Annotated in this window: 21 protein-coding genes; 5 read left to right on the forward strand and 16 right to left on the reverse strand. The window is 73.0% G+C overall.

All coding sequences use genetic code 11. The features are described 5' to 3' along the window. Window positions 1-47: 47 nt before the first annotated feature. The 6 genes from alaS to OOJ91_RS28605 all read right to left on the reverse strand — a co-directional run bounded on the left by alaS (window position 48) and on the right by OOJ91_RS28605 (window position 8,677). Window positions 48-2,726 carry an alanine--tRNA ligase gene (gene alaS / locus OOJ91_RS28580; RefSeq protein ID WP_266249953.1) on the reverse strand — a complete coding sequence of 893 codons (2,679 nt, stop codon included), beginning with the start codon at window positions 2,724-2,726 and terminating at the stop codon, window positions 48-50. Next, window positions 2,723-3,028, reverse strand: coding sequence for a hypothetical protein (locus tag OOJ91_RS28585; RefSeq protein WP_266249954.1), 306 nt, complete (start codon window positions 3,026-3,028; stop codon window positions 2,723-2,725). The genes alaS and OOJ91_RS28585 overlap by 4 nt, the downstream gene beginning before the upstream one ends. Window positions 3,029-3,057: 29 nt before the next feature. Continuing rightward, on the reverse strand, window positions 3,058-3,522 hold the full coding sequence (locus tag OOJ91_RS28590) for a DUF948 domain-containing protein (protein ID WP_266249955.1): 465 nt from the start codon (window positions 3,520-3,522) through the stop codon (window positions 3,058-3,060). 149 nt (window positions 3,523-3,671) lie between these two features. After that, a complete protein-coding gene (locus tag OOJ91_RS28595; RefSeq protein ID WP_266251456.1) occupies window positions 3,672-4,367 on the reverse strand; it encodes a hypothetical protein in 696 nt (231 codons plus the stop codon). A 2,438-nt stretch (window positions 4,368-6,805) separates the two neighbouring features. Continuing rightward, on the reverse strand, window positions 6,806-8,389 hold the full coding sequence (locus tag OOJ91_RS28600) for a replication-associated recombination protein A (RefSeq protein ID WP_266249956.1): 1,584 nt from the start codon (window positions 8,387-8,389) through the stop codon (window positions 6,806-6,808). A 75-nt stretch (window positions 8,390-8,464) separates the two neighbouring features. After that, on the reverse strand, window positions 8,465-8,677 hold the full coding sequence (locus OOJ91_RS28605; protein WP_007458297.1) for a hypothetical protein: 213 nt from the start codon (window positions 8,675-8,677) through the stop codon (window positions 8,465-8,467). 141 nt (window positions 8,678-8,818) lie between these two features. Between OOJ91_RS28605 and OOJ91_RS28610 the strand changes: the two genes are divergently transcribed. Beyond that, the gene (locus OOJ91_RS28610) at window positions 8,819-9,559 is read left to right on the forward strand and encodes a GNAT family N-acetyltransferase (protein ID WP_266249957.1); all 741 of its coding nucleotides are present in this window, start codon (window positions 8,819-8,821) and stop codon (window positions 9,557-9,559) included. A 62-nt stretch (window positions 9,560-9,621) separates the two neighbouring features. Here the strand turns inward: OOJ91_RS28610 and OOJ91_RS28615 are convergent, their stop codons facing one another. The 4 genes from OOJ91_RS28615 to aspS form a co-directional block, all read right to left on the reverse strand. Then, on the reverse strand, window positions 9,622-10,911 hold the full coding sequence (locus OOJ91_RS28615) for an MFS transporter (RefSeq protein ID WP_266249958.1): 1,290 nt from the start codon (window positions 10,909-10,911) through the stop codon (window positions 9,622-9,624). Window positions 10,912-10,966: 55 nt separating this feature from the next. After that, window positions 10,967-11,584: an ArsR/SmtB family transcription factor gene (locus OOJ91_RS28620; RefSeq protein WP_266249959.1), complete on the reverse strand. Its 618-nt coding sequence runs from the start codon at window positions 11,582-11,584 to the stop codon at window positions 10,967-10,969. 64 nt (window positions 11,585-11,648) lie between these two features. Continuing rightward, complete coding sequence (locus OOJ91_RS28625; protein WP_266249960.1) at window positions 11,649-12,458, reverse strand: SDR family oxidoreductase; 810 nt, start codon at window positions 12,456-12,458, stop codon at window positions 11,649-11,651. A gap of 116 nt (window positions 12,459-12,574) precedes the next feature. Beyond that, the gene (aspS, locus tag OOJ91_RS28630; RefSeq protein ID WP_266249961.1) at window positions 12,575-14,380 is read right to left on the reverse strand and encodes an aspartate--tRNA ligase; all 1,806 of its coding nucleotides are present in this window, start codon (window positions 14,378-14,380) and stop codon (window positions 12,575-12,577) included. Between the two features lie 185 nt (window positions 14,381-14,565). Here aspS and OOJ91_RS28635 point away from each other — a divergent pair, with 185 nt between their 5' ends. After that, window positions 14,566-15,285, forward strand: a complete 720-nt coding sequence (locus tag OOJ91_RS28635) for a DUF998 domain-containing protein (protein WP_266249962.1) — start codon at window positions 14,566-14,568, stop codon at window positions 15,283-15,285. Window positions 15,286-15,468: 183 nt separating this feature from the next. Here the strand turns inward: OOJ91_RS28635 and OOJ91_RS28640 are convergent, their stop codons facing one another. Both OOJ91_RS28640 and OOJ91_RS28645 read right to left on the reverse strand, forming a co-directional pair. Next, a complete protein-coding gene (locus OOJ91_RS28640; protein WP_266249963.1) occupies window positions 15,469-16,512 on the reverse strand; it encodes a S1 family peptidase in 1,044 nt (347 codons plus the stop codon). Window positions 16,513-16,912: 400 nt separating this feature from the next. After that, entirely contained in the window at window positions 16,913-17,389 is a 477-nt protein-coding gene (locus OOJ91_RS28645) for a winged helix-turn-helix transcriptional regulator (RefSeq protein ID WP_266249964.1), read from the reverse strand. Window positions 17,390-17,444: 55 nt separating this feature from the next. Here OOJ91_RS28645 and OOJ91_RS28650 point away from each other — a divergent pair, with 55 nt between their 5' ends. Next, complete coding sequence (locus OOJ91_RS28650) at window positions 17,445-17,966, forward strand: PaaI family thioesterase (protein WP_266249965.1); 522 nt, start codon at window positions 17,445-17,447, stop codon at window positions 17,964-17,966. Window positions 17,967-18,051: 85 nt separating this feature from the next. Here the strand turns inward: OOJ91_RS28650 and OOJ91_RS28655 are convergent, their stop codons facing one another. The 3 genes from OOJ91_RS28655 to OOJ91_RS28665 all read right to left on the reverse strand — a co-directional run bounded on the left by OOJ91_RS28655 (window position 18,052) and on the right by OOJ91_RS28665 (window position 21,177). Continuing rightward, complete coding sequence (locus OOJ91_RS28655; RefSeq protein WP_266251458.1) at window positions 18,052-18,975, reverse strand: acyl-ACP desaturase; 924 nt, start codon at window positions 18,973-18,975, stop codon at window positions 18,052-18,054. An 89-nt stretch (window positions 18,976-19,064) separates the two neighbouring features. Next, window positions 19,065-20,393 carry a histidine--tRNA ligase gene (hisS, locus tag OOJ91_RS28660; RefSeq protein WP_266249966.1) on the reverse strand — a complete coding sequence of 443 codons (1,329 nt, stop codon included), beginning with the start codon at window positions 20,391-20,393 and terminating at the stop codon, window positions 19,065-19,067. A 73-nt stretch (window positions 20,394-20,466) separates the two neighbouring features. Continuing rightward, window positions 20,467-21,177, reverse strand: a complete 711-nt coding sequence (locus OOJ91_RS28665) for an MBL fold metallo-hydrolase (protein ID WP_266249967.1) — start codon at window positions 21,175-21,177, stop codon at window positions 20,467-20,469. A 266-nt stretch (window positions 21,178-21,443) separates the two neighbouring features. On the opposite strand from OOJ91_RS28665, the gene OOJ91_RS28670 reads away from it, so the two are divergent. Both OOJ91_RS28670 and OOJ91_RS28675 read left to right on the forward strand, forming a co-directional pair. Then, on the forward strand, window positions 21,444-22,322 hold the full coding sequence (locus OOJ91_RS28670; RefSeq protein WP_266249968.1) for a peptidylprolyl isomerase: 879 nt from the start codon (window positions 21,444-21,446) through the stop codon (window positions 22,320-22,322). A 59-nt stretch (window positions 22,323-22,381) separates the two neighbouring features. Beyond that, window positions 22,382-23,221 carry a peptidylprolyl isomerase gene (locus tag OOJ91_RS28675; protein WP_266249969.1) on the forward strand — a complete coding sequence of 280 codons (840 nt, stop codon included), beginning with the start codon at window positions 22,382-22,384 and terminating at the stop codon, window positions 23,219-23,221. Window positions 23,222-23,290: 69 nt separating this feature from the next. On the opposite strand, the gene OOJ91_RS28680 is transcribed toward OOJ91_RS28675, so the two are convergent. Continuing rightward, a complete protein-coding gene (locus tag OOJ91_RS28680) occupies window positions 23,291-25,822 on the reverse strand; it encodes a RelA/SpoT family protein (protein ID WP_266249970.1) in 2,532 nt (843 codons plus the stop codon). Window positions 25,823-25,849 lie beyond the last annotated feature (27 nt).

The raw sequence follows: 25,849 nt of genomic DNA on the forward strand, positions 1-25,849 counted from the left end.
AACCAGGGCGGACCGATCGGCCCGCCCTGGTCGACCATTACCGTCCATCACGCCTCGGTGATCGCCTTCTCGACGGTGAGCAGCAGGTTCGGCGCCTCGGCCGCGGGCAGGCCGCCACCCTGGGCCAGGTCGGGGCTGCCCCCGCCGCGCCCGGAGAACGCCGCCTTCACCAGGTCCGAGGCGGCCAGGCCCCGACCACGGGCTGCCGCGTTGACCGCCACCACGAGCGACGCCTTGCCGTTCGCCCGGGCCGCCACCGCGACCACCGCCGGCCGCGCCGGGTCGATCTTGCCGCGAATCTCCTGCGCCAGGGTCCGTACGTCGTTGCCGGCCGCGCCCTCCGGCGCCTCGGTGCCCACGTACGCCACCCCGCGCACATCCTTGGCCTGCGCGGCGAGCGCCCCCGCCCCGCCCAGCACCAACTGGGCGCGCAGCTTCTCCAACTCCTTCTCCGCGTCCCGGAGCTGGGTGACTGTCTGCTCCACCCGGTCGGCGACCTGGTCGTTGGGCACCCGGTACAGCTCGGCCAGCCGGGACACCAGCAGGTGCTCCCTGGCCAGGAAGCCGAAGGCGTCCATGCCGACGAGCGCCTCGACCCGGCGGACACCGGAGCCGATCGACGACTCGGAGAGGATCTTCACGAGGCCGAGCTGTGCCGAGCGGGCCACGTGCGTGCCGCCGCACAGCTCCCGGGCGTAGTCGCCGACCTCGACGACCCGCACCTCCTCGCCGTACTTCTCGCCGAACAGCGCCATCGCGCCGATCCGCCGCGCCTCGTCAAGCGAGGTGATGAAGGCGTGCACCTCCAGGTCCGCCAGGAGCACCTCGTTGACCTGCTGCTCCACGTCCCGCAGAACTGTCGGCGACACACCCGTCGGGGTGTTGAAGTCGAACCGCAGCCGGCCCGGCGCGTTCAACGAACCCGCCTGGGTGGCCGACTCGCCGAGGAAGTTGCGCATGGTCTGGTGCACCAGGTGGGTGGCCGTGTGCGATCGGGAGATCGCCCGCCGCCGGGTGGTGTCGATCTCGGCGTAGCCGGTGTCGCCGGGATGCACCTCACCCCGGATGACCCGCGCCCGGTGCACGATCAGGCCGGGCACCGGCTGCTGCACGTCGAGCACCTCGACCTGACCGTCGCCGACGGTGATGATGCCGTGGTCGGGCTGCTGGCCACCGCCCTCGGCGTAGAACGGGGTCGTGTCGAGCACCAACTCGACTGTCTCACCCTCGGTCGCCGCCTGACGCGGGCCGTCGGCGCCCAGCAGCGCCCGCACCCGCGACTCGCGGGCCACCTCGCTGTAGCCGGTGAACGTCACCGGGCCGCCCGCGTCGAGCACCGACCGGTACGCCGACACGTCTGTGTGCCCCGTCTTGCGGGCCTGCGCGTCCGCCTTCGCCCGGGTCCGCTGGTCGGCCATCAGCCGGCGGAAGCCCTCGTCGTCGACCTTCAGGCCCTGCTCCGCCGCGATCTCCAGGGTCAGGTCGATCGGGAAGCCGTACGTGTCGTGCAGCTGGAACGCCTTCGCCCCGGACAGCGCCGTGCCGCCCGCCGTGCGGGTCTCGGCGATCGCGGTGTCCAGGATCGTCGTCCCGGCGCGCAGCGTCGACAGGAAGGCTTCCTCCTCGGCGTACGCGTACTGCGCGATCCGGTCGAAGTCGGTCGCCAGCTCCGGGTACGACGGCGCCATGCAGTCCCGCGCGACCGGCAGCAGCTCGGGCAGCGCCCGGTCCTGCCAGCCGAGCAGCCGGATCGACCGGATCGCCCGGCGCATGATCCGACGCAGTACGTAGCCGCGACCCTCGTTGCTCGGGGTCACGCCGTCGCCGATCAGCATCAGCGCGGTCCGCACGTGGTCCGCGACCACCCGCAGCCGGATGTCGTCCGGGTGCGACTCACTTGCCACGTGCCCCGAGTGCGCGCCGTAGCGCTTGCCGGTCAGCTCCGCCGCCCGGGCCAGGATCGGCCGGACCTCGTCGATCTCGTACAGGTTGTCGACGCCCTGCAGGATGGAGGCCATCCGCTCCAGGCCCATGCCGGTGTCGATGTTCTGCGCGGGCAGGTCACCAAGGATCGGGTAGTCCTCCTTGGTCGTGCCCGGGCCGCGCTCGAACTGCATGAAGACGAGGTTCCAGTACTCCATGTACCGGTCCTCGTCGACCGCCGGCCCGCCCTCGGCGCCGTACTCCGGGCCCCGGTCGTAGAACAGCTCCGACGACGGACCGCACGGGCCGGGAATGCCCATCGACCAGAAGTTGTCCGCCTTGCCCCGGCGGACGATCCGCTCGGCCGGCACACCCACCGACCGCCAGATCTCGAACGCCTCGTCGTCGTCGAGGTAGATCGTCGGCCAGATCCGCTCCGGATCCAGCCCGTAACCACCCTCGGAGATCGGTTTGGTGGACAACTCCCAGGCCAGCGGAATCGCGCCGGCCTTGAAGTAGTCGCCGAAGGAGAAGTTGCCGTTCATCTGGAAGAACGTGCCGTGCCTGCTGGTCTTGCCGACCTCGTCGATGTCCGGGGTGCGGATGCACTTCTGCACGCTCACCGCCCGCCGGTACGGCGGGGTCTGCTGACCCAGGAAGTAGGGCACGAACTGCACCATGCCGGCGTTGACGAACAGCAGGTTCGGGTCGCTGATGGCGGGCAGCGGAGCGGACGGCACCACGGCGTGACCGTTCGCCTCGAAGTGGGCGAGGTACCGCCGCTTGATCTCCGCCGTCTTCATCGCTGGTGTTCCTCCGGAAAGATGTCTCGATCGCCGATCCGCGGGTCCTCCCGCAGCTCGGCGAACTGGTCGTCGAACGCCTCGCCCTGGGCGAACGCCTGGTGGATCTCCTGCTCGCGCTCGGCCATCCCGACCCGGACGTCCTCCACGAAGCTACGCAGCGACTCCATCAGGCCGCCAGCGGATTCCGACAACGAGCTGGCGATGCCGGCGGGGGTGTACGCCTGGGCGGTGCGGGTCGCCTTGCGGACCACGATCACGCCGACGGCCACGCCGATGCCGAGCCAGAACAAGCGCCTCATGTCTCGCTACCTCCTGGTACGCCGGCCGGTCAGCTGTTGCCGCGCCGGGCGGCCCGTCGCTGCTGCTTGATGGTGTCGCGCACCTCGCGCTCGGTCTCGGCGTGCCGGCGGCCGGCGGCGGCCTTACGCACGCCGTAGCCGAACGCGGCCACCTTCACCAGCGGGTTCGCGGCGGCGGCGGAGACCACTGTGGCGAGGTTGGCCACGTTTGCGGTGACGTTCTGGGCGTGGCTGGTCATCGTGTCGACCTTCGCCAGCTGAAGGTTCACGCCGTCGAGCGAGGTCTGCACCTGCTCCAGCGCGACGTTGACGTTCTTCACAGTGGTGTTCACGTCGCCGAGCAGCGGTCCGGTCCGATCGTTGACGTCGTTGATCATCCGCGTGGTGGCGTCCACCGTGTGCCGCAGCCGCAGGATGGGCAGCGTCAGGATGAGCACCAGCACCGCGAACGCGCTCGCCGCGATCAGCGCCGCGATCGCCAAAATGTCGCCCACGCCTGTCCTCCTCAAGCAGAGTTCCGCCGGACCCGACGTCCCCGGAACGCACAACAGTGGTGCCCTCCGAACCCACCGAGCCGTCGCCGGTCGCCGGGCACGGGCAGGCCCGCCAGCCCCAGACCCTACCGTCCGTGATGGAGAGCGGCTCAGGACGGTGAGGGTGTCACGTCGCCCAGCGGATCCCCGCTGACCGTCGGGTACGGGTCCTCTCCGGTCAGTGACGGATCGGTGCTGGGCTGCGGCCTGGTCCGCTCGTCGTCGATCGCGTTGCGCACCTTCACCGACACCAACGAGCCGGTGCACTCCCCCGCAGCGGCCGACGGCTCCACCGACGGCACGATCGCCGGTTCCCCGTCGACCGGTGGTGGCACGCAGGCAGGTGCCCGTACCCACAGGTCGAGGGTCAGCTCGTCCTGACGCCAGCAGGTGTAGCTGCCCTTAGTCTTCTGCTCCGGGCAGCGGCTCACCTTCCACGGTTGCCAGCCGTCCTGGCGCAGCGCCTCCTCGTAGACCTTCGTCGTGTCCTCCGGCGACTTCTCCGAGGTGACGGTGCGCTCACGCAGCCGGCAGTCGAGCAGGCACCAACGGCTGCCGCTGACGTCGTCGACAGTCTTCGTCGCGGCCCAAGCGGGCACGCCGAGCTGGTCCAGGTTGTCGAAGACCGGATCCCGGCTCAGCGTGCGAACCCCGAAGAAGAGCGGCACCGCGCCGAGCAGCACGACGCTGACCAGCGCCAGAATGGCCACCCGGAGTCGGCGACGTTCGCGTGACTGCCGTCGTACCTCGGATCGGGCGCCCGGGGCGTCGTCGTCGGCGGAGGCATCCTGGCCTGCCGCGCGCAGTGCGGGCCCGTCGGTCGGCTCGGCGATCGGCGCCGTCGCGGCGGGCACCACGACGGCGGCGCGGGCCACACCGACCGGCTCGCCGGGGCGGCCGGGCGGTGGCACGGGGGCGACGCCGCTGGGCTCGGGCCGGCCGGCCTCACGTGGCGGCGGCAGGGCGCGGCCCGCGGCACGGTCCGCCGGTCGCGGAGCGGCAGCACGCGCGGCCACGGGTGACCCGGGGCCGGCGTGCTCGACACCCGCCCGGTCGTCGCCGGCGGGCGGCTGCCCGACGCCCGGCGGGCGGACGGCGGCGCGAGCCGGACCGTCCGGGCCGTCCGGACGGGGCCGGGCAGTGCCGGGGCGGGGCGGACCGTCCGGACCGGCGCCCGGCGGCACGTTCGCGCGAGCCGGGCCGTCCCCGCGAGGCCGGGGCGGACCGTCCGGACCAGCGCCCGGCGGCACGGCGGCGCGAGCCTGGCCGTCCCCGCGAGGCCGGGGCGGACCGTCCGGACCAGCGCCCGGCGGCACGGCGGCGCGAGCCGGGCCGCCGGGACGGGCGGCACCCCGCTCGGGCACGCCGCCGGGACGGGGTGGACCGTCGGAACCACGGCGACCGGCGCCGGAGACCGGCGCGTCGCCGGGCGCGAGTCGGGCCCGGCCCCCGGGCGGAGCGGAGCGGCCGCCCCGGGCGGGCGCGGGTCGTCCGCCGCCGGCAGGACCGGCGTACGGGTCGTCGCCACGGTCGTCCACCGGACCGGGACGCCCGGTGGGTCCCTCGGGGCCGGATTCGGTAGGCGGGCGGCGGCGTCGGTTGATCGGATCCGAGGCGGTTCCCGGAGCGGCTCGACGGCCGACGGGCCGCTCACCGGTGACCGGCGGACGAGGAACGGAACCGCTCGCCTGCTCTCCGGTGACTTCCGGCGCACCGGGTCGGGTGGCCCGGCGGCCGGTGGGAGCGTCCGCGCCCGGGTCGGCGGGTGGCCCGACGGGACGGCGGCCGGCGGCGCGTTCCGCGGCCGGATCGGGTACGGCCAGTGGGCCACCGGAGCGATCGGTCAGATCACCGGCGGGCGGCGGGGCGGCGCGGCGGCCGACGGGCCTGTTCGCGGTCGGGGCCTGCGCGTCGCCGCCTCGGCGGTTTACCACCGGCAGGCCGGGGTCGGTGTGTGGCAGCCGGCCGGCCTGACGCAGCCAGTCGGCCGGACGCTCCGGGCGGTCGGCCCGCGGCTCACCGCCTGTCGGCGTGCGCCGGCCCTGGTCGTCGGGGACCGCGCGACGGCGGCCGGTGCCGTCGGTGGACGTGACGCTGGCAGGCCCGGCGCCGGCGACCCCGGCACTTGGCGCTGCGGCTGCGGGCGCGGCGGGCGCCTCGGGCATCGGTGGGGCATTGCCCGAGCGGGGCACCACAGGCCCGTCCGGCTCGGCGGCACGGCGGCGACCACCCCCGGTCGGGGGGGTGTGGCCCACGGGCTCCGGCGCTCCCGGGTCGACCGGGCCGGGACGACGTCGGGCCGTGCGCGGGTCGTTGTCGATCGCGGGGTCGGCTCGCAGCCCGTCGGCAACCTGCGGCGCGACGCCTACCGGCGGCCCACCGAAGGGGGTCGGACCGGTCGCGGCGGGTCGCGCCGGATCGGGCCCGGGTCCTGTCGTACGTCGCCCGGCGGGGGGGCCGTCACCGGTCAGCGGCCGGCCACTCCCGGTCGGGTCGGGTCCGGGTCGGCGGCCCGGCGGCACGGCGTCCGGCCGGCGCAGCGGCGGCATCGCGTCCGCCCGCCCGGTCGGGGCGGCGGCATCCGGGCGGTGGCCGGCCGGGCCACCCGCGGTCGGCTGCCCCGTGTGCGGGCCGGACGGTCCCACTGTCGGACGCGGTCGGGCCGGGCCGGCGGGACCGCGTGTCGTCGGGCGAGGGCCGGGCGGACTGGCCGGGTCACCGCCGCCCGGGCGGGCGGCGGGTGGCGCGAGGGGCGCTGCGGCGGCTCGGGGCCCGGTGCCGGGGACCGGCGGAGCGCCGCGCGGCGTCGGCGGGCCCGCGACGGGGCCCGCGGGCCCGGTGGCCCGGACGCGGTCGGCAGGTGGGCGGTCGGAGTGCTCGCGGTCGGCGGGCGGGCGGGCGTCCGGGCGGCGACCCGACGGGGGCGTCTCTCCCGGCCAGGGCCCGTCGACCGGGCGGCGCGCACCGGCGGCCTCCGCGTCGGGGCGGCGTGGACCGGGCGGCGCGTCCGGCGGCGTCGGCGCACCCGCGCGCGGCGGCACGGGCTCGGCCGGGGCGCCGTCCGGTCCCAGCTCGCCGCGTTGCTGCTTGGCCGAGCGCAGGTCGTCGATCCAACCGAACTCCTCGCCGGCCACCGGCTCCTCCGGCTCGGCCTCGGCTCGGCCTCGTCCCCAGCGGCGGCCCTTGGCGCGGGGATCACGCCGCTCGTCCGGGCCCTCGTCGGGGCGGTCCGCACCACGCGATCTCACTGTTGACCCTCTCCTGCGGCGTTCGTGCCGCTGTCCTGCTTCGTGCCGGGCCCGCCCGCATCCGTGGCCGACCGGCCGTTCCGACCGGCAAGCGTCGGATCGGGCTGCGGCGTTACCGCTGACCCGACGGTCGGGGCCGCCACCGACGGGCCCGCTGTCGCGGGCGAGGAGGCGGGCGGGGTTTCGGGGCGGGCGGGTGGGGCCGGCAGGCCGCGTACGATCCGGCGCAGCAACGGCAGCCGCGTCGACACGGACCGTTCCGCCCCGTGCGGGCTGGGCTGGTAGTAGTCGACGCCCACCAGGTCGTCCGGGACGTACTGCTGGGTGAGCACGCCGCGCTTGTCGTCGTGCGGGTAGCGGTACCCGGTGCCGTGGCCCAGCCCTCGGGCGCCTGCGTAGTGCGCGTCCCGCAGCCCACGGGGCACCGGGCCACCCCGGCCGGCCCGTACGTCCGCCATGGCCGCGCCGATCGCGGTGGTGGCCGAGTTCGACTTCGGTGCGGTGGCCAGGTAGATAACCGCCTGCGCCAGGTTGAGCTGCACCTCGGGCAGGCCCACGTACTCCACGGCGTGCGCGGCGGCGGTGGCCACGCTCAGCGCGGTGGGGTCGGCCATGCCCACGTCCTCGCTGGCGAAGATGACCAGCCGGCGGGCGATGAACCGGGCGTCCTCCCCCGCGACAAGCATCCGGGCCAGCCAGTGCACCGCGGCGTCCACGTCCGAGCCGCGCATGCTCTTGATGAACGCGCTGACCACGTCGTAGTGGGCGTCGCCGTCGCGGTCGTAGCGCACCGCCGCGACGTCGACCGCCTGCTCGGCGGTCGCCAGGTCGATGCGCCCGACGCCGAGCGCCGTGGCCGAGGCCGCCGCCGCCTCCAGCGCGGTAAGCGCCTTGCGGACGTCCCCTGACGCCAGCCGGACCAGGTGGTCCTCGGCGTCGGTGGCCAGGGTCAGCGTGCCGCCCAGGCCGCGCTCGTCGGCGACCGCGCGGCGCAGCAGGCCGCGGACCGCGTCGTCGTCGAGCGGTTGCAGGGTGAGCAGCACGCACCGCGACAGCAGGGGTGAGATGACGGAGAAGTACGGGTTTTCGGTGGTCGCCGCGAGCAGCGTGACCGTGCGGTCCTCGACTGCGGCGAGCAGCGAGTCCTGCTGGGTCTTGCTGAACCGGTGCACCTCGTCGATGAACAGCACCGTCTGCGGGCCGCCCGAGCGGCGCTGGCGACGGGCCGTCTCGATCACCGCCCGGACGTCCTTGACACCGGCCGAGAGCGCCGACATGGCGACGAAGCGGCGGTCGGTGGCACCGGCCACCAGGTGCGCGATTGTGGTCTTGCCGCTGCCGGGCGGTCCCCAGAGGATCACCGACATGGGCGCCCCGCCGGAGACCAGTTGCCGCAACGGCGCGCCGGGGGCGAGCAGGTGGTCCTGCCCGATCAACTCGTCCAGGCTCACGGGCCGCATGCGGACGGGCAGGGGCGAATCGTCCGCTACCGGAGTGAAGCCGTCGACACCGGCGGGCCCCTCGGGCGCGCTGCGCGGCCCGGTGGGCGCACCGAGGGAGAAGAGGGCGTCGGACTCCATCACGAAGACAGTACCGGGCCCGACCCGCGACGCCGGAATCGCGCTGCGGGCCGGGCCACCGCTGATCGGTCTCGGTCAGCCACGGCCGGGACGACGGCCCCGGTACCAGCGGCCGCCGCCACCGCCGCGCGGGCCGCTGCCGACGCCGGCCAGGTAGAGCGAGAGCAGGAGCAGGCCGATGAGCACGAGGGTGTTCCAGTTGAACAGGTCCGGCGCGCCGAAGTCGGTGTTGAGCAGGTCGAGCAGCAGGGCGAAGCCAAAGACGATGGCGGCGAGAATGGCGAGCATGTCGGTCCTCCGGTGGGGGTTCCCAGTAGGTCGGCGCGTGATGTACCCAATCGGTCGGCTCGCCAATCTCGACAGTGGATCGGCCCGCGCGCTGCCGGACCGGGCGCGCTCGCCCGTACGGCGGCTCCTAGGCTGACCGTCATGATCACCGACGACCAGGCGATCCACGACCGGGCCGCGATCCTGGCCGCGGCCGGTGACCACCCGTTCGTCAGGCACTCGCTCTCGCCGGGCGTGCCGGCGCACGGGTACCGGCGCGACGGGGCCGTGCTGTGGTTGCTGCCGCCCGAGCGCGGGCTGGGCGCCGACGCCGTCGGCCCCGTCGCGCCGGTGCTGGCGATCTGCGCCACGCTTGTCGCCGACGGGGTGCTGCGGCCGGAGCACCGGCTGCACCTCCCCCGGCTCGACCCCGCCCTGCTGGCCGCCCGACTACCGGTGGCCGAGCAGGTCGACTGGGACTTCCACTGGACCACCGTGGCGCCACCGACCCAGCCGGACGAGCAGCCTGTCGTACGGCTCACCGACGCCGACCGCCCGGCGCTGCACGCGCTTGTCGACGAGGCGTTCCCGAGCACCACCACCCGGCCGGGCGATCCGCGGGTGGTCGACTGGTACGGCATCCGGGCCGGCGGCCGGCTGGTGGCGTGCGGCGCGGACCGCAGCCGGGGCGACGTCGGGTTCCTGGCGGGCCTGACCGTCGCCCCCGACCAGCGCGGCCGGGGCCTCGGCGCGGCGCTGACCGCAGGCATGACCCGGGCGCTGCTGGCCCGGCACGACACCGTCGGGCTCGGCGTCTACCCGGACAACGTGGGGGCGGTGCGGCTCTACCGCCGGCTCGGCTTCACCAGCACCCACCACGTCACCTCGGTCCGCCTCGCCTGAGGCGCCCGGGCCCGCACCGCAGTCCCCGGACCGACCGGCGGCCCGAGGACTGCGACACGGCCTCAGCGCTGCTCGACTGGCACGGGAACCGCGGGTGGGTCGGCGGGATCGGCGGCGGCGTTGCGGCCGGCCCGCCAGGCGGGCAGGTAGAGCGGGGCGGCGACGGCCAGCACCACCGCGCCGACCACCATCGCGGTGCTGACGCTGGCGGCGGCGGCGATCGCGGTCAGCACCACCCCGCCGAGCGCGGCGGCCGGCTGCGCCATCATCGAGTTCAGCGAGAGCACGCTGGTCCGGTACGGACCGTCGACCTGGCGGTGCAGCAGGCCACTGTGCAGCGGGTTCGACGCGCCGTGCACGGCGTAACAGGCCAGGTAGGCCACCAACACCCCGACAGGTCCGGCGAGCAGCCCCATCCCGACGACGGTCACGCCCTGCAGGATGCGCAGCAGGGCCGCGCCGGGCGCCGCGCCGAGCCAGCGCAGCAGCAGCGGGGTCAGCGCCGCGCCTGCCGCATTGGCGAGCCAGGCCGCCGAGCTGGCCGGCCCGAGCAGCGCGGCGGCGCGTTCCGGATCGCCGATCACCTCGGCGAGCCGCACCGGCAGCAGCGACTCGAAGGTGACGATGCCGAAGCCCCAGAACAGCTCCACCGCCACCAGGGCCAGCAGCACCCGGGACCGGCGCAGCAGGCCGACGGCCTGGCCGATCATCCGGGGCGCCTGCACCACCGAGGCGCGCACCGCCGCGAATCCGGTGGCCGGCCGCTCCTCGACAAGCAGGACGACCAACGCGACGAGCGCCACCGCCTGCGCGATGATCGCGGCCAGCACCGGCACGGTGAGCGCGCTGACCGGTCCCAGCGGACCGAGCGCGATCAGGCCGCCACTGAGCAGCGCGCCGCCGCCGATGGCGACGCCGATGACGGTGCCGGCGTACCCGAGGCCCTTCTCGTACTCGGCCTGCGGGTCCGCGGCGAGGGTGGCGTCGACGTACCAGGACTCCAGGGGGCCGCTGTCAAGCGCCCGGTAGATCCCCTGCAACGCCCAGACCAGGAAGAACAACCAGAACGAGTCGGCCACCGCGAACAGTGACAGCGAGACGAGGTTGAGCGCGCCGGCGGCGAGCAGGACGGGCCGGCGACCGAGAGCGTCGGCGAAGCCGCCGGTAGGCAGCTCCAACGCGAGCACCAGCAGGCCCTGCGCGGTGCCGACCAGGCCGATCTGCGGCAGCGACAGACCCCGCTCCTGCATCAGCAGGACCATCACCGGGATCATCATCCCCGTGGGCAGCCAGCGCAGGCCGTACAGCGTGAGGTAACGACGCCGGACCTGACGGACGGTAAGCGCGCTCACGACATGACCTCCACTCGCGACTGCGGGGCTCGCAGACCCGGCTCGCTCCTCGCGCTCATCGGGGGCCGTCCCGCAGCGGGTAGGCGGCCAGGAAGACCTGCACCGGACGGGCCTGCGGATCGGCGGGCTCGGCCGTGTCGACCGGCTCGGCCTCCCGCTGGTAGCGCTCCAGCACCTCCCACACCTCCGCCTTGAGCGCCTCCAGCCGCTCCGGCGGGACGGTCAGGAAGATGTCGCCCATGCCGAAGGCGTCCCGCCAGGCGGGGGACCACTCGTGCTGGGTGGCGAACCAGCGGTCGGCGTGTTCGACGAGGAGGCGCACCTGGTCGCCCTGGATCCACTCGATCGCGGCGCGGGCATCGGGGTCGTCGTCGAAGTCGCTCGGTTCCCAACTGGTGACGTCGTGGGTCGCCTGCCACCAGCGCTGCCGTCCGCTGCCCCGGTCGGCATCCTCGGTGACCAGCCCGACCTCGGCGAGTTGGCGCAGGTGGTAGCTGGTCGCGCCGGTGTTGGTGCCGAGCAGCTCGGCGAGGGTGGTGGCGGTGGCCGGCCCGTTCACGCGCAGGGCTCCGACCAACCGCATCCGCAGCGGGTGCGCGAGCACCCGGACCTGCCGCCTGTCGATCCGCACCTCCCGCGGCGCGGGCCGCGGGGTCGCTTCGTCATTCACCATGGCTGCACACTATCTCTGCACACTTCCTATGCACAAGAGTTATGCATAGGAAGTGTGCAGAACGTCAGGCCAGGAGTTCTCGTGCCCCGCGCAGTCGCGTCCGCAGCAGGCCGGCGGCACGGGCGGAGTCGAGGCGTACGTCGCTGGGACGGACCACGCCGGCGGCTACCGCCGTGGTGGTCTTCAGCCCGGCCGGGTCCAGACCGAACCGCTCGGCGACAAGCAGACCCAGCTCGGCCCGACTCACGGCGTCCGCGCCGGCCACGTTGAGCACTCCGGCGTACGACGAGCAGGCCAGCTCCAACACGGCGTCGGCCAGGTCACCCACGTCGATCGGGCAGCGGAACTCGTCGGTGAACAGGACCGCCCGGCCGGCGAGCGCGTCCCGGCAGAGCTCGATCTGCTTGCTGCCCTCCCCGAGGATCAGCGAGGTACGCACCAGCGCCGCGCCGGGGTCGATCGCCCGCACGGCGGTCTCGGCCGCCGCCTTCGCGGCCCCGTACGCGTTGATCGGGCTGGGCCTGTCGTCGTCGGCGTACGGGGTGGGTCGGCCGCCGTGCAGCGCATCGCTGGACAGATGCACCAGGCGGGCCCCCACCTCGCCGGCGGCGAGGGCCACGTGCGCGGCGCCGTCGGCGGTGACAGTCCAGTCGTCGTACCGATAGGGGGTCGCGACCACGATGTCCGGCCGCACCTGCGCGACAAGCGCGCGCACGGCGGCGCGGTCGGTCACGTCCAGCCGCCGCTGAGCAACCCCCGGCACCCCGACGGACCCGGAGTGGTACGTCCCCACGACCGAGAACCCGGCGCGAACACCCCGCCGACACACCTCGGAACCCAGAAACCCGCTACCCCCGACGACAAGCACCCGCATCGCAGCCCACTCCCCCACCGATGATCAAGAGGTTTGCGTCATCTCGCGGGGCGATGATGACGCAAACCTCTTGATCACCCAAGCATCAGGGCGGGGTGGGATGGGATGGGATGGGGTCAGACTGGGTCGGCCACCGGGGCTGCCGGGCCGGCCGTTCCTGCGTGGGCCGCCGGCTGCGGCTTGGGCTTCGCGTCGATGCCGGCCTCCAGTCGCTGCTGGGCGGTGATCGGCGTCGGGGCGCCGGTCAGCGGGTCGAAGCCGCCCCGGGTCTTCGGGAACGCGATGACCTCGCGGATGGAGTCCGCGCCGGCCAGGAGCATGCAGACCCGGTCCCAGCCGAACGCGATGCCGCCGTGCGGCGGTGCACCGTACTTGAATGCCTCCAGCAGGAAGCCGAACTTGTCCTGCGCCTCCTCGGGGGTGATGCCGAGCAGGTCGAACACCCGCTTCTGCACGTCGCCCCGGTGGATACGGATCGACCCGCCGCCGATCTCGTTGCCGTTGCAGACGATGTCGTACGCGTACGCGAGGGCCCGGTCCGGCGCCTCCTCGAACCGGTCCACCCACTCGGCGTTCGGCGAGGTGAACGGGTGGTGCACGGCGGTCCAACCGCCCTCGTCCGTGCGCTCGAACATCGGCGCGTCGACCACCCAGCAGAACGCCCAGGCGCTCTCGTCGACCAGGCCGGCGCGCTTGGCGATCTCGATGCGGGCCGCGCCGAGCAGCTCCTGCGCCTCCCGGGTGGTGGCGCTCGCGGCAAAGAACACCGCGTCGCCGGGCTTGGCGCCGACCGCGTCGGCCAGCCCGCCCAGGTGCTCGGCGGACAGGTTCTTGGCCACCGGGCCGCGCGCCTCGCCGGTCTCGGCGTCCAGCACCACGTACGCGAGGCCCCGGGCGCCGCGCGCCTTCGCCCAGTCCTGCCAGCCGTCCAGCTCCTTGCGGCTCTGCGCCGCGCCGCCGGGCATCACGACCGCGCCCACGTAGCCGCCCGCGTCGATCGCGCCGGCGAACACCCGGAACTCGGTGCCGCGCAGGTAGTCGGTCAGCTCGGTCAGCTCCACGCCGTAGCGCAGGTCCGGCTTGTCCGAGCCGTACCGGGCCATGGCGTCGTGCCAGGTGATCCGCGGGATCGGCCTGGTGATCTCGTGCCCGGCCAGGTCCTTCCAGAGCGCCGACACGATCGCCTCGCCGAGGTCGATCACGTCGTCCTCGGTCACGAACGACATCTCGATGTCGAGCTGCGTGAACTCCGGCTGCCGGTCGGCGCGGAAGTCCTCGTCGCGGTAGCAGCGGGCGATCTGGTAATACCGCTCCATGCCGCCGACCATCAGCAGCTGCTTGAACAGCTGCGGCGACTGCGGCAGCGCGTACCAGCTGCCGGGCTGGAGTCGGACTGGCACCAGGAAGTCGCGGGCGCCCTCGGGCGTCGACCGGGTGAGCGTCGGCGTCTCGATCTCCAGGAAGTCCCGCTCGTGCAGCACGCCCCGGGCGAGCTGGCTGGCGCGCGAGCGCAGCCGCAGCGCGTTCGCCGGGCCACTGCGGCGCAGGTCCAGGTAGCGGTACTTGAGCCGGAGGTCGTCACCGGCCTCGACCTGGTCGTCCACCGGAAGCGGCAGCGGCGCCGCCTCGGAGAGCACCTCCAGCTCGGCGACCGTCACCTCGACCTCGCCGGTGGGCAGCTCCGGGTTCTCGTTGCCGGCCGGCCGGCGGGTCACCTCGCCGACGACCTTCACGCAGAACTCGTTGCGCAGCGCGTGCGCGTCCTCCTCGCGGAACACCACCTGGACCACGCCGGAGCCGTCGCGCAGGTCGACGAAGATGACGCCGCCGTGGTCACGCCGGCGGGCAACCCACCCGGCGAGCGTCACCGTCGAGCCGGCGTCCGCGGCGCGCAGGCTTCCGGCATTGTGGGTACGGATCACGGCTGGCAACTCCTCATCGTGGAACAGTCCTCACCGGCATTCTGTCAGGGGCAGCCGGCCCCGCTCGGGGGCACCCGGCAGGCCGGCACGATTCGCTGGTGGGCAGGTGGCAGGCCGGCGCGCGCCGCCGGTGGCAGCCTGCCGATCCCGGCTCACCGGGCCGTCGTGCCGGTTAACGTGGCCGAATGCGCGCCGTACCAAACTGGGGCGTCGCCACGGCGGTTGCCGCGCCGGTGCTGCTGGTGGGCGGTTGGACTGTCGCGGGCGCCCGGCAGCCGGCCGGGTACGACCCGGTCCGGGACACCATCAGCGAGCTGGCGGGGCACGACGCCACCGACGCCTGGATCATGATCACTGCTCTGCTGCTGCTCGGCTGCTGCTACCTGGCGATCGCCGCAGTGCTGCACGCGGCCGGGCTGCCCAGCCGCTTCCTGCTCGCCGTGGGCGGTGTGGCCACCATCGCGCTTGTCGCCTTTCCCCGGCCGGCGGTCGGCGGCTCCCTCAGCCACGGCATCGCGGCGACGGTCGCGGTCCTGGCACTGGCGCTCTGGCCGGCCGGGTCGGCGCTGCGGTTGCCCCGCGGCCCGGACACCGCACATCCGCGGGTGCCGCAGCCGCCCTGGGCGTTTCGTCGGGGCGTGGCGCTGAGCGCCACGATCGTGCTGCTCGCCCTCTTCGGCTGGTTCGCGTTCGAGGTGACAAGCGGATCCCGGACCGGCCTGGCCGAACGGGTGACGGCGGTGGGCGTGTCACTCTGGCCGCTGCTGGCGGTCCTCTCCGCCCGACGGGCACACCTCGCACGGGCCACCGACGGCGCCACACCGCTCGGGCCCGCCCTGCCGACGACAGGTGTCGTACCCCCGGATCCCCTGCTTCCCACGGACGGGCCGGACCGCCTCGCCTGAGGCGGCGCGTGGCGCACGGACGCTGGGCTCGCGGACGGCGAGCGCACACGAACTGGATTCGCGGGCGCGGGCGCTGCGGGCGTGGGCGGTGGTGGCGGGGCAGGCGGCCCGGCTCCGGCGGTGGTCCCGAACGCGCGGCGCGGGCCGCCGGAGGAATCCGGCGACCCGCGGGCGGTGAATCGATCAGAAGACGCTGACGCCGTAGCGGCTCAGGGCCTCGGTGACGGGCTGGAAGTAGGTGGTGCCGCCGCTGCTGCAGTTGCCGCTGCCGCCGGAGGTGAGGCCGAGCGCGGTGCCACCGGAGAAGAGCGAGCCACCACTGTCGCCACCCTCGGCGCAGACGTTGGTGCGGATCAGGCCGGAGACCGAGCCCTCGGCGTAGTTCACCGTGGCGTTTGTCGCGCTCACCGAGCCGCTGCGCAGGCCGGTGGTGCTGCCGGAGCGCTGCACCGACTGGCCGACCGACGCGTTGCCGGAGCCGGTGATGTCCCGGTAGCTGCCGTTGTAGAGGTAGACGTTACCGGCGGCGTTCGCGGAGTTGCTGTGCCGCACGATGCCGTAGTCGTTGCCCGGGAAGCTGGTGCCGGTACGGGTGCCCAGCAGGGTGGTCTGGCTGGAGTTCGAGTACCAGTTGGTGCCGAGGTTGGTGCAGTGCCCGGCGGTCAGGAAGTAGTAGGTGCTGCCGCTGCGCACGTTGAAGCCGAGCGAGCAGCGGTAGCCGCCGGTGTAGATGGCCTGGCCACCCGAGATGCGGGTGCTCAGCACACCGGCCTCGGCCTCGACCCGCACCGCGCCGTTGGCGCGCGCGGCGGCCGCCTTGACCCGCTCCAGCTTGGCGCCGGTGACGGTGTTGTCGACGGAGACGACCACCTGGTTGGTGACCGGGTCGCTCCACCAGGCGGTGCCCGGGATCTTCGCCGAGCGCTCCAGCTCGGCGGTGGCCCGGTTGAGCTCGGCGGCGCCGCGGGTGACGTACCGGACGCTCGCTCCGGCGTTGCTGACCGTGCGCGCGGCGGCGGCGTCGGTGACCGTGACGACGGTCTTGCCGCTGGCGTCGATGTACGAGCCGGCGGAGCGGTCACCGAGCTGAGCGGAGAGGGCTGCGGCGGCGTCGGGCGAGGCGGCGGGGGCGGCCTGGGCGGGTGCGCCGATGAGCGAGCCGACGACCAGGGTTCCACTCACGGCAACGGTCGCCGCAACGCGGAATGAGGACCTCGTGGGTCGCATGTAACAAACCTCCTGGGCGGGGGAGACGGGTCTGGCCGGGGGTGGCTGACCCGAGGGCGACCCGGCCGATCTGCGAAAACCGGCCGAGTGCACTGAAGTATTCACATACTTAAGATCATTGACAAGACCTGGTTTCGCCCGAATTCGTCGACCCCCACCGGTCACACCTCCGCAACACCACCGACACGCTCGCGGGCACCTGCCGTCACACCCCCGACCACCGCCGGATCCGTTTCGGACACCACTCGCCACCGGACGCCGTTGACGCCACAACCCGGCCGCGCCCTCTCCACGGGGTCGGCCGGCACGTCGGACGAACGGGCGCCGGCGCGACGGGCGGCAGACGAACGGGCGGCGGGCGGCGGGCGGCGGGCGGCAGACGAACGGGCGGCGGTCGGCGTCAGGGGGTACGGCGGCGCGCGCCGGGCCCCGGGCGGGGCAGCACGTCGCGGGGATCATCGACCGGGTGCCCGTCGGCGCAGCGCAGTTCGACGCGCACCGGGGCGCCGCAGTCGCGATGCCCCACGCTGAGCGCCGAACCCTCGGCGTCGGCCAGGTACCGGTCACCCCACCCCAGCACTGCGACGAGCACCGGCCAGAGGGCCAGACCCTTCTCCGTCAGCCGGTACTCGTGGCGCAGCCGGCTGCCGGGCTCCCGGTACGGCTCACGACGCAGCACGCCCCGCTCGACGAGCACGGTCAGCCGGTTGGTGAGCACCTGACGCGGAATCCCGGTGCGCACCCGCATGTCGTCGAAGCGTCGTACGCCGGTGAACACCTCGCGCAGCACCACCATGGTCCACCGCTCGCCGAGGATCTCCATGGCGCGAGCGATTGTGCAGTTCTCCACCGACCAGTCAAGTGCCGCGGGTGTCATCCGACCAGGCTAGGTCTTATTGACAGACTCAGCAACGTGCTGCCACGCTGCGTCCATGACACAGACGCAGGAGCCGGCGCGCAGCCGTACCTTCACCTGGTCCGATCCGGCGGCAAACGCCGCGCAGGTCGGTCGGCGCAGCGGCATCGACCTGCTCCGCGCGATGATCGCCGGAGAACTCGCCGCACCCCCGGTGATGCACCTGATCGACATGGCGCGGATGGAGGCCGACGAGGGGCGGGTCACCGTCGAACTGGTCCCTCAGGAGTTCCACTACAACCCGCTGGGCACCGTCCACGGCGGGGTCATCTCGACCCTGCTGGACACCGCCGCCGCCTGCGCCGTGCACACCACACTGCCGGCCGGGGTCGGCTACACCTCGCTGGACCTGAACGTGAAGTTCCTGCGCCCGGTCACCGTCGACAGCGGCACGCTGCGCTGCGAGGGCACGGTGCTGCAACGCGGTCGCCGCACGGCCCTGGCCGAAGCCCGCCTGACGGACGCGGCAAACCGCCTGATCGCCCACGCGACAAGCAGCTGCCTCCTCTTCCCCCTCCCCCCGACCCCGCCGAGTTGACCAAGAGGTTTGCGTCAGAATCCAGGCCCCCGGTGACCCAAACTTCTTGATCAACCCGAAAGGGGGGTGGGGTGGGGGTGGGGGGTTAGCGGAGGGCTAGGCGGGCTGCTCGGGCGTCGCGCTTCTCCTCGAAGCGGGCCGCCGCGTTCTCCAGCGCGTCGAGCTGGGCTGCCAGTTGTTCGCGGGCGGCTTCGCCGTCGGCGTTCAGGCCTGTCACGTTGAAGACGTCCCACTGGCGCAGCACCGGCTGCAACACCTCGTCGCGGTGCTGGCGCAGGTCGTAGATGCCGGCGAGGGCGATCGCCACCGACTTGCGGGCGAAGCCGTCGATGCCGTTGCCCGGCATCTCGAAGTTGGCCACCACGTCGGCGACGGCCCGCATGGCCTGGCTCGGGGCCAGCTCGAAGGCGGCGGCGAGCAGGTTGCGGTAGAAGACCATGTGCAGGTTCTCGTCCGCGGCGACCCGGGCCAGCAGCGCCTCACAGGCGGGGTCGCCGGTGGCCTTGCCGGTGTTGCGGTGCGAGATCCGGGTGGCCAGCTCCTGGAACGAGACGTACGCCAGCGAGTGCAGCACCTCGTCGTCGTGCACGTTGACGTAGCCCGCGGACATGTGGGTCATCCGGGCGCGCTCCAGCGCCACCGGGTCCACCGCCCGGGTGACGGTCAGGTAGTCGCGGATCGCCGTGCCGTGCCGACCCTCCTCCGCGGTCCACCGGTGCACCCACGTGCCCCACGCGCCGTCGCGGCCGAACAGGGTGGCGATCTCGTGGTGGTACGAGGGCAGGTTGTCCTCGGTCAGCAGGTTCACGATGAGCGCGGTGCGGGCGACGTCCGGGATCGTGGAGTCGGTAGGCGACCACGCCGTACCGCCGAGCGGCCCGTCGAACGTGCGACCCTCGCTCCACGGCACGTACTCGTGCGGGAACCACTCCTTCGCCAGCGAGAGGTGGCGGTCCAGGTTGCGCGCGACGACCGGCTCCAGCTCGACGAGCAGGGCGGTCTGGCTCATTGTGGTGCTCACGGTCACGAGTAACTCCCTACGGTGGCGTAACTTACGCTACCGTAGGTCCCCGCGGCCGTCCGCGCCAGTCGTGACACTCAGGAGATCGCCGGCTTCAGGTCCTCCCGGGGTGGCGCCCACTCCTCGGCGTCGGCCGTGACCTGCGCACCCGAGCGGATGTCCTTCACCTCGTCCGGCGCGCCGTCGGCCCCCGGGAACCAGACGTACGGGATGCCCCGCCGCTCCGCGTAGCGGATCTGCTTGCCGAACTTCGCCGCGCTCGGCGACACCTCGGTGGCGATGCCCCGCCGGCGCAGCGCCGACGCGATCCGGCCACTGGCCGGGCGGTGCTCCTCGTCGGCCAGGGCCACCAGGACACAGGTGGGCACCGAACGGGAGACCGACAGCTCCCCCGCGCCGAAGAGCAGCCCGAGCAGCCGCGTCACGCCGATCGAGATGCCCACCCCGGGGTACGAGGTCGTGCCGGCGCTTGCCAGGTTGTCGTAGCGGCCGCCCGAGCAGATCGACCCGAACCGCTCGTACCCGCGTAGCTGGGTCTCGTAGACGGTGCCGGTGTAGTAGTCCAGGCCACGGGCGATGCGCAGGTCGGCGACGCAGAGGCCCGGAGCGTGCTCGGCGGCGGTCTCCACCACCCGGACCAGCTCGTCGATGCCCTCGTCCAGCAGCGGGTCGTTGACCCCGAGCGCGCGTACGGCGTCGGCGAAGGAGGCGTCCGGCGCGGAGATCTCGGCCAGCGCCAGGCACGCCTTGGCCTGTGCCTCGCTCGCCCCGGCGGTCTCGGCCAGCAGCTCGGCCACCTTCGCCGGGCCGATCTTGTCGAGCTTGTCGACGGTGCGCAGCGCCGCCTCCGGGTCGGTCACGCCGATGCCCCGGAAGAAGCCCTCCCAGATCTTGCGGTTGTTGACCTGGATGGTCACCGGCGGGATCGGCAGGGCGCGCAGCGCGTCCCCGATCACGAGGGGCATCTCCGCCTCGTGGTGCGGGGCCAGGGTGTCCCGGTCGATGATGTCGATGTCGGCCTGGACGAACTCCCGGTAGCGCCCCTCCTGCGGCCGCTCGCCCCGCCACACCTTCTGGATCTGGTAGCGGCGGAACGGGAAGGTCAGCTTGCCGGCGTTCTCCAACACGTAGCGGGCGAACGGCACGGTCAGGTCGAAGTGCAGGCCGAGCTGGTCGTCGCCGCCGGCGGCATCGGCGTCGGCGTGCAGCCGCCGGATCACGTAGACCTCCTTGGAGGTCTCACCCTTGCGCAGCAGTTGGTCCAGCGGCTCCACGGCACGGGTCTCCAGCGGCGCGAACCCGTACAGCTCGAAGGTGTCCCGGATCTTGTCGAGCACGAACTGCTCGATCATCCGCTGACCTGGGGTCCACTCCGGGAAACCGGAGATGGGCGTGGGCTTGCTCATCGGCGTACTCCTTGCGATCCCGCGCCCGCGGCGCGGCGGTGTCGTGGGTCCGCGCGCGGCGCGGACGAAAGATCTAGAGGCCCCGGGTGGGAGCGGCAGGCGTCGTGCCGGCCACCTCGATGAGGTACGGGTTGCTGACGCGCTCGCGGCCGATTGTGGTGCCGGGGCCGTGGCCGGGCAGCACGACCGTGTCGTCGGCCAGCGGGAGGATCTTGTCGCGCAGGCTGGTGAGCATCGCCGGCATGCTGCCGCCGGGCAGGTCGGTGCGGCCGATCGAGCCGGCGAAGAGGACGTCGCCGGAGAGGCAGATCTCGTCCGCCTCCCAGCCCGACCCGGCGCCGGGAAGCCGGAACAGCACCGACCCGCCGGTATGGCCCGGGGCGTGGTCGACGGCGATCTCCAGGCCGGCGAGCGTGAGGGTGGCGCCGTCGGTCAGCTCGGCCACGTCCTCCGGCTCGGTGTAGGTCAGCCGACCACCGAAGAGCGAGGTCAGGTCGGCCGACAGGCCCTTGGCCGGGTCGGCGAGCATCTCCCGGTCACCGGGGTGCACGTACGCGGTGATCCCGCGCGCACCGCAGACCGGCGCCACCGAGAACGTGTGGTCCAGGTGGCCGTGAGTGAGCAGCACGGCGGCCGGATGCAGGCGGTGCTCGGCGAGCAGCGCGTCGAGCTGGTCGAGCACCCCGATGCCGGGATCGACCACCACGCACTGCTCCCCCGGCGCGGTGGCGACCACATAGCAGTTGGTGCCGAAGGCGTCCGCGGGAAAGCCGGCCACGAGCACGGGCGCTGTCCTCTCCGTCGAGCTGTCGTCCTGCCCAGCAGCCTAACCGGCGGCGCGAGGGGTTTGCCGCGTCCGCCCCCGAGGCCCCATCCGACACAGTGACATCGCACGATATGGGCTGCTGACGGCGGGGTGGACCTCGTACACCACATTCCCAGTCACTAGCCGTACACTCTGGCGGGCGTGTGGCGTGGCACACGCGACGCCCGGACGGGCCGGGGTACCCGGCCGCCGGTGACGACCAGGCAGAGGAAAGGGGAGCACCTGTGGCTTCCAGCAGGGACCGGCAGCGCAAACTGGCGCGGGCCAAGCTCGACCGGCAATTGGCTCGCCGGGCCGCCGCCACGCGGCGTCGCCGGCAGATCCAGGCCGGTGTCGGCGCCTTCCTGGTCCTCGCGGTGATCGTGGCCGGCTCGGCCTGGGCGCTCGGCGCGTTCGACTCCGACCCGAAGAAGGACACGGCCGCCGGGGACACCTGCCTCTGGACGCCGCAGGACGCGAGCGCCAACACCAACCTGAAGGACGTCGGCACGCCGGCGACCAAGGACCTGCCGACCGACGGCACCCGGGCGATGACCGTCACCACCAACCAGGGTGCGCCGATCACCGCCGAGCTGAACCTGGCCAACTCCCCGTGCGCCGCGGCGAGCATCGCCCACCTGGCGAGCCGGTCGTTCTACGACAACACCAAGTGCCACGAGATCACCGCCGACGGCGCGCTGCGCTGCGGTGACCCCAGCGGCACCGGGCTCGGCGGGCCGACCTACTCGTTCTACGACGAGGACCTGCCCAGCGTGCCGTCGGCCTCGCCGTCGGCCACCCCGGCGCCCGGTCAGCCGCCGACGTACCCCAAGGGGACCGTGGCGATGATCTCCAACCCGCCGGGCTCCAACGGCAGCCAGTTCCTGATCTTCTTCAAGGACTTCACGACCACGGACCCGAAGTACCCGGTGATCGGCAAGGTGACCGGCGGGCTCGACGTGGTGGAGAAGATCGGCGCCCAGCCGACCGTGGACAATGGGACCGGGGCCAAGGTCAAGCCCAAGACCGACGTGGTGATCCAGAGCCTCACGGTCGGCGAGCCGGTCACCGGCGCGGCACCGGCCACGTCCGGCGCACCGGCCAGCAGCCCGAGCGCCGGCTGACCGGTCGCCCCACCCCACCCGAGCGGCACCCCGCAGCAAACAGCCAGGAGGATCCAGGCGTGACGTCCACCAGAGAGCGGCAGCGCGCGGCGGCACGCGCCCGACTCGAGAAGGAGATGGCCGAGCGCTCGGCCAAGGCCCGCAAGCGCCGCCAGACGCAGGCGATCGTCGGCGCGGCAGCCGTGCTGGTGCTCGTGGTCGCCGGCACCGTCTGGCTGGCCACGACCCTCGGCGGCGACGACGACAAGGCCGACAACGCCGCGTCGGCGCCCGGCGCGTCCGAGTGCGTCTACAACGCGATGCCCGCCGACCAGCGGCCCCCGCAGATCAAGGACGTCGGGGTCCCGAGCAACCAGCAGTCCGCGACCGGCGTGCAGACCATGACGATCACCACAAACCTCGGCCCGATCACGGCCAAGGTCGACAGGTCGAAGGTGCCCTGCACGGCGGGAGCCTTCTCGCTCCTCGCGGAGAAGAACTTCTTCGACAACAGCAAGTGCCACCGCCTGGTGACCGAGGGCATCAAGGTGTTGCAGTGCGGTGACCCGAGCGCCACCGGCAAGGGCTGGCGGGACACCGACGGCACCGGCGGCCCGAGCTTCCGGTTGCCCGAGGAGAACCTGCCCACCGACAAGCGCCCGCCGTACCCGGAGGGCGTCATCGCGATGGCCAACTCCGGCCAGCCCGGCAGCACCGGCAGCCAGTTCTTCATCGTCTACGGCGACTCGCCGCTGGACCCGACGTACACGGTGCTGGGCACCGTCACCGGCGGCATGGACATCGTCAAGGACGTGGCCAAGGCCGGCGACGACGGGGCGTACGCCAAGCAGGCCGGTGGCGGCCACCCGAAGAAGGAGGTCGTGATCACCGACCTCACGATGAGCGCGCCGCAGGGCTGACGCCCCAGGAGACGACGAAGCGCCCGCCGGCTGAGCCGGCGGGCGCTTCCGTGTCCGGGGTACGGGGGCTCAGGCGCCCGAGGTGACCCGGTACGCGTCGAAGACCCCGTCGACCTTGCGGACGGTGGCCAGCAGGTGGCCCAGGTGCTTCGGGTCGGCCATCTCGAAGCTGAACCGGCTCACCGCCACCCGGTCGCGGGTGGTGGTGACAGTCGCGGAGAGGATGTTGACCCGCTCGTCGGAGAGCACCCGGGTGACGTCGGCGAGCAGCTTGTGCCGGTCCAGTGCCTCGACCTGGATCGCCACCAGGAACGTGGAGGCGGACGTGAGCTTCCAGCTCACCTCGACGACCCGCTCGGCCTGCGCCCGCAGGTCCTCGGCGTTGGCGCAGTCGTCGCGGTGCACGCTCACCCCGCCGGAGCGGGTGACGAAGCCGAACACCGAGTCCGGTGGGACCGGGGTGCAGCAGCGGGCCAGCTTGATCCAGACGTCGCTGACGCCGCGGACCACCACGCCAGGGTCGCTGCTGCTCTGCCGGCTGCGTGGCGGCCGGGTGGCGACGGCGGTCTCGGCGATGTCCTCCGCCGCGCCCTCCTCGCCGCCGTACGCGGCCATCAGCTTCTGCACCACCGACTGCGCGGACACCTGACTGTCGCCGACCGCCGCGTACAGCGACGCCACGTCGGCGAGGTGCAGGTCCCGGGCGATCGACATGAGCGCGTCGGAGGTGAGCATCCGCTGCAGGGGCATGCCCTGCTTGCGCATCGCCTTGACGATCGCGTCCTTGCCGGCCTCGATCGCCTCCTCGCGCCGCTCCTTGTTGAAGTACTGGCGGATCTTCGTCCGGGCACGCGGGCTCTTGACGAAGCCCAGCCAGTCCTGCGTGGGGCCGGCGGTCTCGGACTTCGACGTGAAGATCTCGATCACGTCGCCGTTGGACAGCGTCGACTCCAGGGGCACGAGCTTGCCGTTGACCCGCGCCCCGATGCACTTGTGCCCGACCTCGGTGTGCACCGCGTACGCGAAGTCCACTGGCGTCGACCCGGTCGGCAGCGGGATGACGTCACCCTTGGGGGTGAAGACGTACACCTCCTGGCTGGACAGGTCGAAGCGCAGCGCGTCCAGGAACTCGCTCGGGTCGGCCGCCTCCCGCTGCCAGTCCAGCAACTGCCGCAGCCAGGTCATCTCGTCGATGTGCGCGGGCGGGCCGACGATCTGGGTGCCCTTGTGCTCCTTGTACTTCCAGTGCGCGGCGATGCCGAACTCGGCGGTGCGGTGCATCGCGTACGTGCGGATCTGCATCTCCACGGGCTTGCCGGTGGGCCCGATGACAGTCGTGTGCAACGACTGGTACATGTTGAACTTGGGCATGGCGATGTAGTCCTTGAACCGCCCCGGCACCGGCTGCCAGTTGGCGTGGATCACACCCAGCGCCGCGTAGCAGTCCCGCACGGTGTCGACAAGGATCCGGACGCCGACCAGGTCGTAGATGTCGTTGAAGTCGCGACCCCGCACGATCATCTTCTGGTAGATCGAGTAGAGGTGCTTCGGCCGACCCGTCGTCTCCGCCTTGATCTTGGCGGCCTTCAGGTCGGTGCCTACCTTCTGCGTCACCTGCCGCAGCAGCGACTCCCGCTGCGGCTGGTGCTCCCCGATCAGCCGGTTGATCTCCTCGTAGCGCTTCGGGAACAGGGTGCCGAAGGACAGGTCCTCCAGCTCCCACTTGATCGTGTTCATGCCGAGCCGGTGGGCGAGGGGCGCCAGGATCTCCAGCGTCTCCTTGGCCTTCTGCTCCTGCTTGGGGCGGGGCAGGAAGGTCAACGTCCGCATGTTGTGCAGCCGGTCGGCCAGCTTGATCACCAGCACCCGCGGGTCCTTGGCCATGGCCACGACCATCTTGCGGATCGTCTCGGCCTTGGCCGCGTCGCCCAGCTTGACCTTGTCCAGCTTCGTGACGCCGTCGACAAGCAGGGCGACCTCGCCACCGAAGTCGGCGCGCATCGCGTCGAGGGTGTACTCGGTGTCCTCGATGGTGTCGTGCAGCAGCGCGGCGACGAGCGTGGTGGTGTCCATTCCCAGGTTGCCCAGGATGGTGGCGACGGCGAGCGGGTGGGTGATGTACGGGTCGCCGGACTTGCGGTACTGCCCCGAGTGCCACCGCGCGGCCGTGTCGAAGGCGCGCTGCAGCAGCCGCGCGTCGGCCTTCGGGTGGTTGTCCCGGTGGCTCGCGATCAGCGGCTCCAGGACCTCGCTGACCTGGGAGGTCTGCCAGGGCGCGTTGAACCGGGCCAGCCTGGCCCGCACCCGCCGACCGGTGGGCGCGTTGGACAGCGCGAACCCGCCACTCGGCGACGGGTCGACACCGGCGTCGGTCGGGAACGGAACCACGACCCCGTCGGCGCCCGGGGACGCCTCGGTGGTGGTGGCGCTCGCCGTGACCCCGGCCGGAACCGCCGTGCCGTCGGCAGGAGCCCCGCCGGAGCCGTTGTCGGTGCCCGTCACCCGGGCCGGCTCGTCGCCGTTCCGGTCGGTCACCGAGCCGTCAGCGTCGCCTGTCGGGTGCACCGTGCCCTCCGCCGGAGGGACGACATCGTGGGACACCGGCCTCCTCACCGCTCGCCGGAAACA

It is taken from the genome of Micromonospora lupini (assembly GCF_026342015.1).
GTDB classification, from domain to species: Bacteria; Actinomycetota; Actinomycetes; order Mycobacteriales; family Micromonosporaceae; genus Micromonospora; species Micromonospora lupini_B.

Bases quoted from the DNA above. Each gene is read 5' to 3' on its own strand.
- OOJ91_RS28635 (WP_266249962.1), top strand. From the start codon at position 14,566: ATGCGCGCCGTACCAAACTGGGGCGTCGCCACGGCGGTTGCCGCGCCG.
- OOJ91_RS28600 (WP_266249956.1), bottom strand. From the start codon at position 8,389: ATGGAGTCCGACGCCCTCTTCTCCCTCGGTGCGCCCACCGGGCCGCGC.
- OOJ91_RS28640 (WP_266249963.1), bottom strand. From the start codon at position 16,512: ATGCGACCCACGAGGTCCTCATTCCGCGTTGCGGCGACCGTTGCCGTG.
- hisS (WP_266249966.1), bottom strand. From the start codon at position 20,393: ATGAGCAAGCCCACGCCCATCTCCGGTTTCCCGGAGTGGACCCCAGGT.
- alaS (WP_266249953.1), bottom strand. From the start codon at position 2,726: ATGAAGACGGCGGAGATCAAGCGGCGGTACCTCGCCCACTTCGAGGCG.
- OOJ91_RS28655 (WP_266251458.1), bottom strand. From the start codon at position 18,975: ATGAGCCAGACCGCCCTGCTCGTCGAGCTGGAGCCGGTCGTCGCGCGC.
- OOJ91_RS28605 (WP_007458297.1), bottom strand. From the start codon at position 8,677: ATGCTCGCCATTCTCGCCGCCATCGTCTTTGGCTTCGCCCTGCTGCTC.
- OOJ91_RS28645 (WP_266249964.1), bottom strand. From the start codon at position 17,389: ATGACACCCGCGGCACTTGACTGGTCGGTGGAGAACTGCACAATCGCT.
- OOJ91_RS28610 (WP_266249957.1), top strand. From the start codon at position 8,819: ATGATCACCGACGACCAGGCGATCCACGACCGGGCCGCGATCCTGGCC.
- OOJ91_RS28650 (WP_266249965.1), top strand. From the start codon at position 17,445: ATGACACAGACGCAGGAGCCGGCGCGCAGCCGTACCTTCACCTGGTCC.
- OOJ91_RS28625 (WP_266249960.1), bottom strand. From the start codon at position 12,458: ATGCGGGTGCTTGTCGTCGGGGGTAGCGGGTTTCTGGGTTCCGAGGTG.
- OOJ91_RS28585 (WP_266249954.1), bottom strand. From the start codon at position 3,028: ATGAGGCGCTTGTTCTGGCTCGGCATCGGCGTGGCCGTCGGCGTGATC.
- OOJ91_RS28620 (WP_266249959.1), bottom strand. From the start codon at position 11,584: ATGGTGAATGACGAAGCGACCCCGCGGCCCGCGCCGCGGGAGGTGCGG.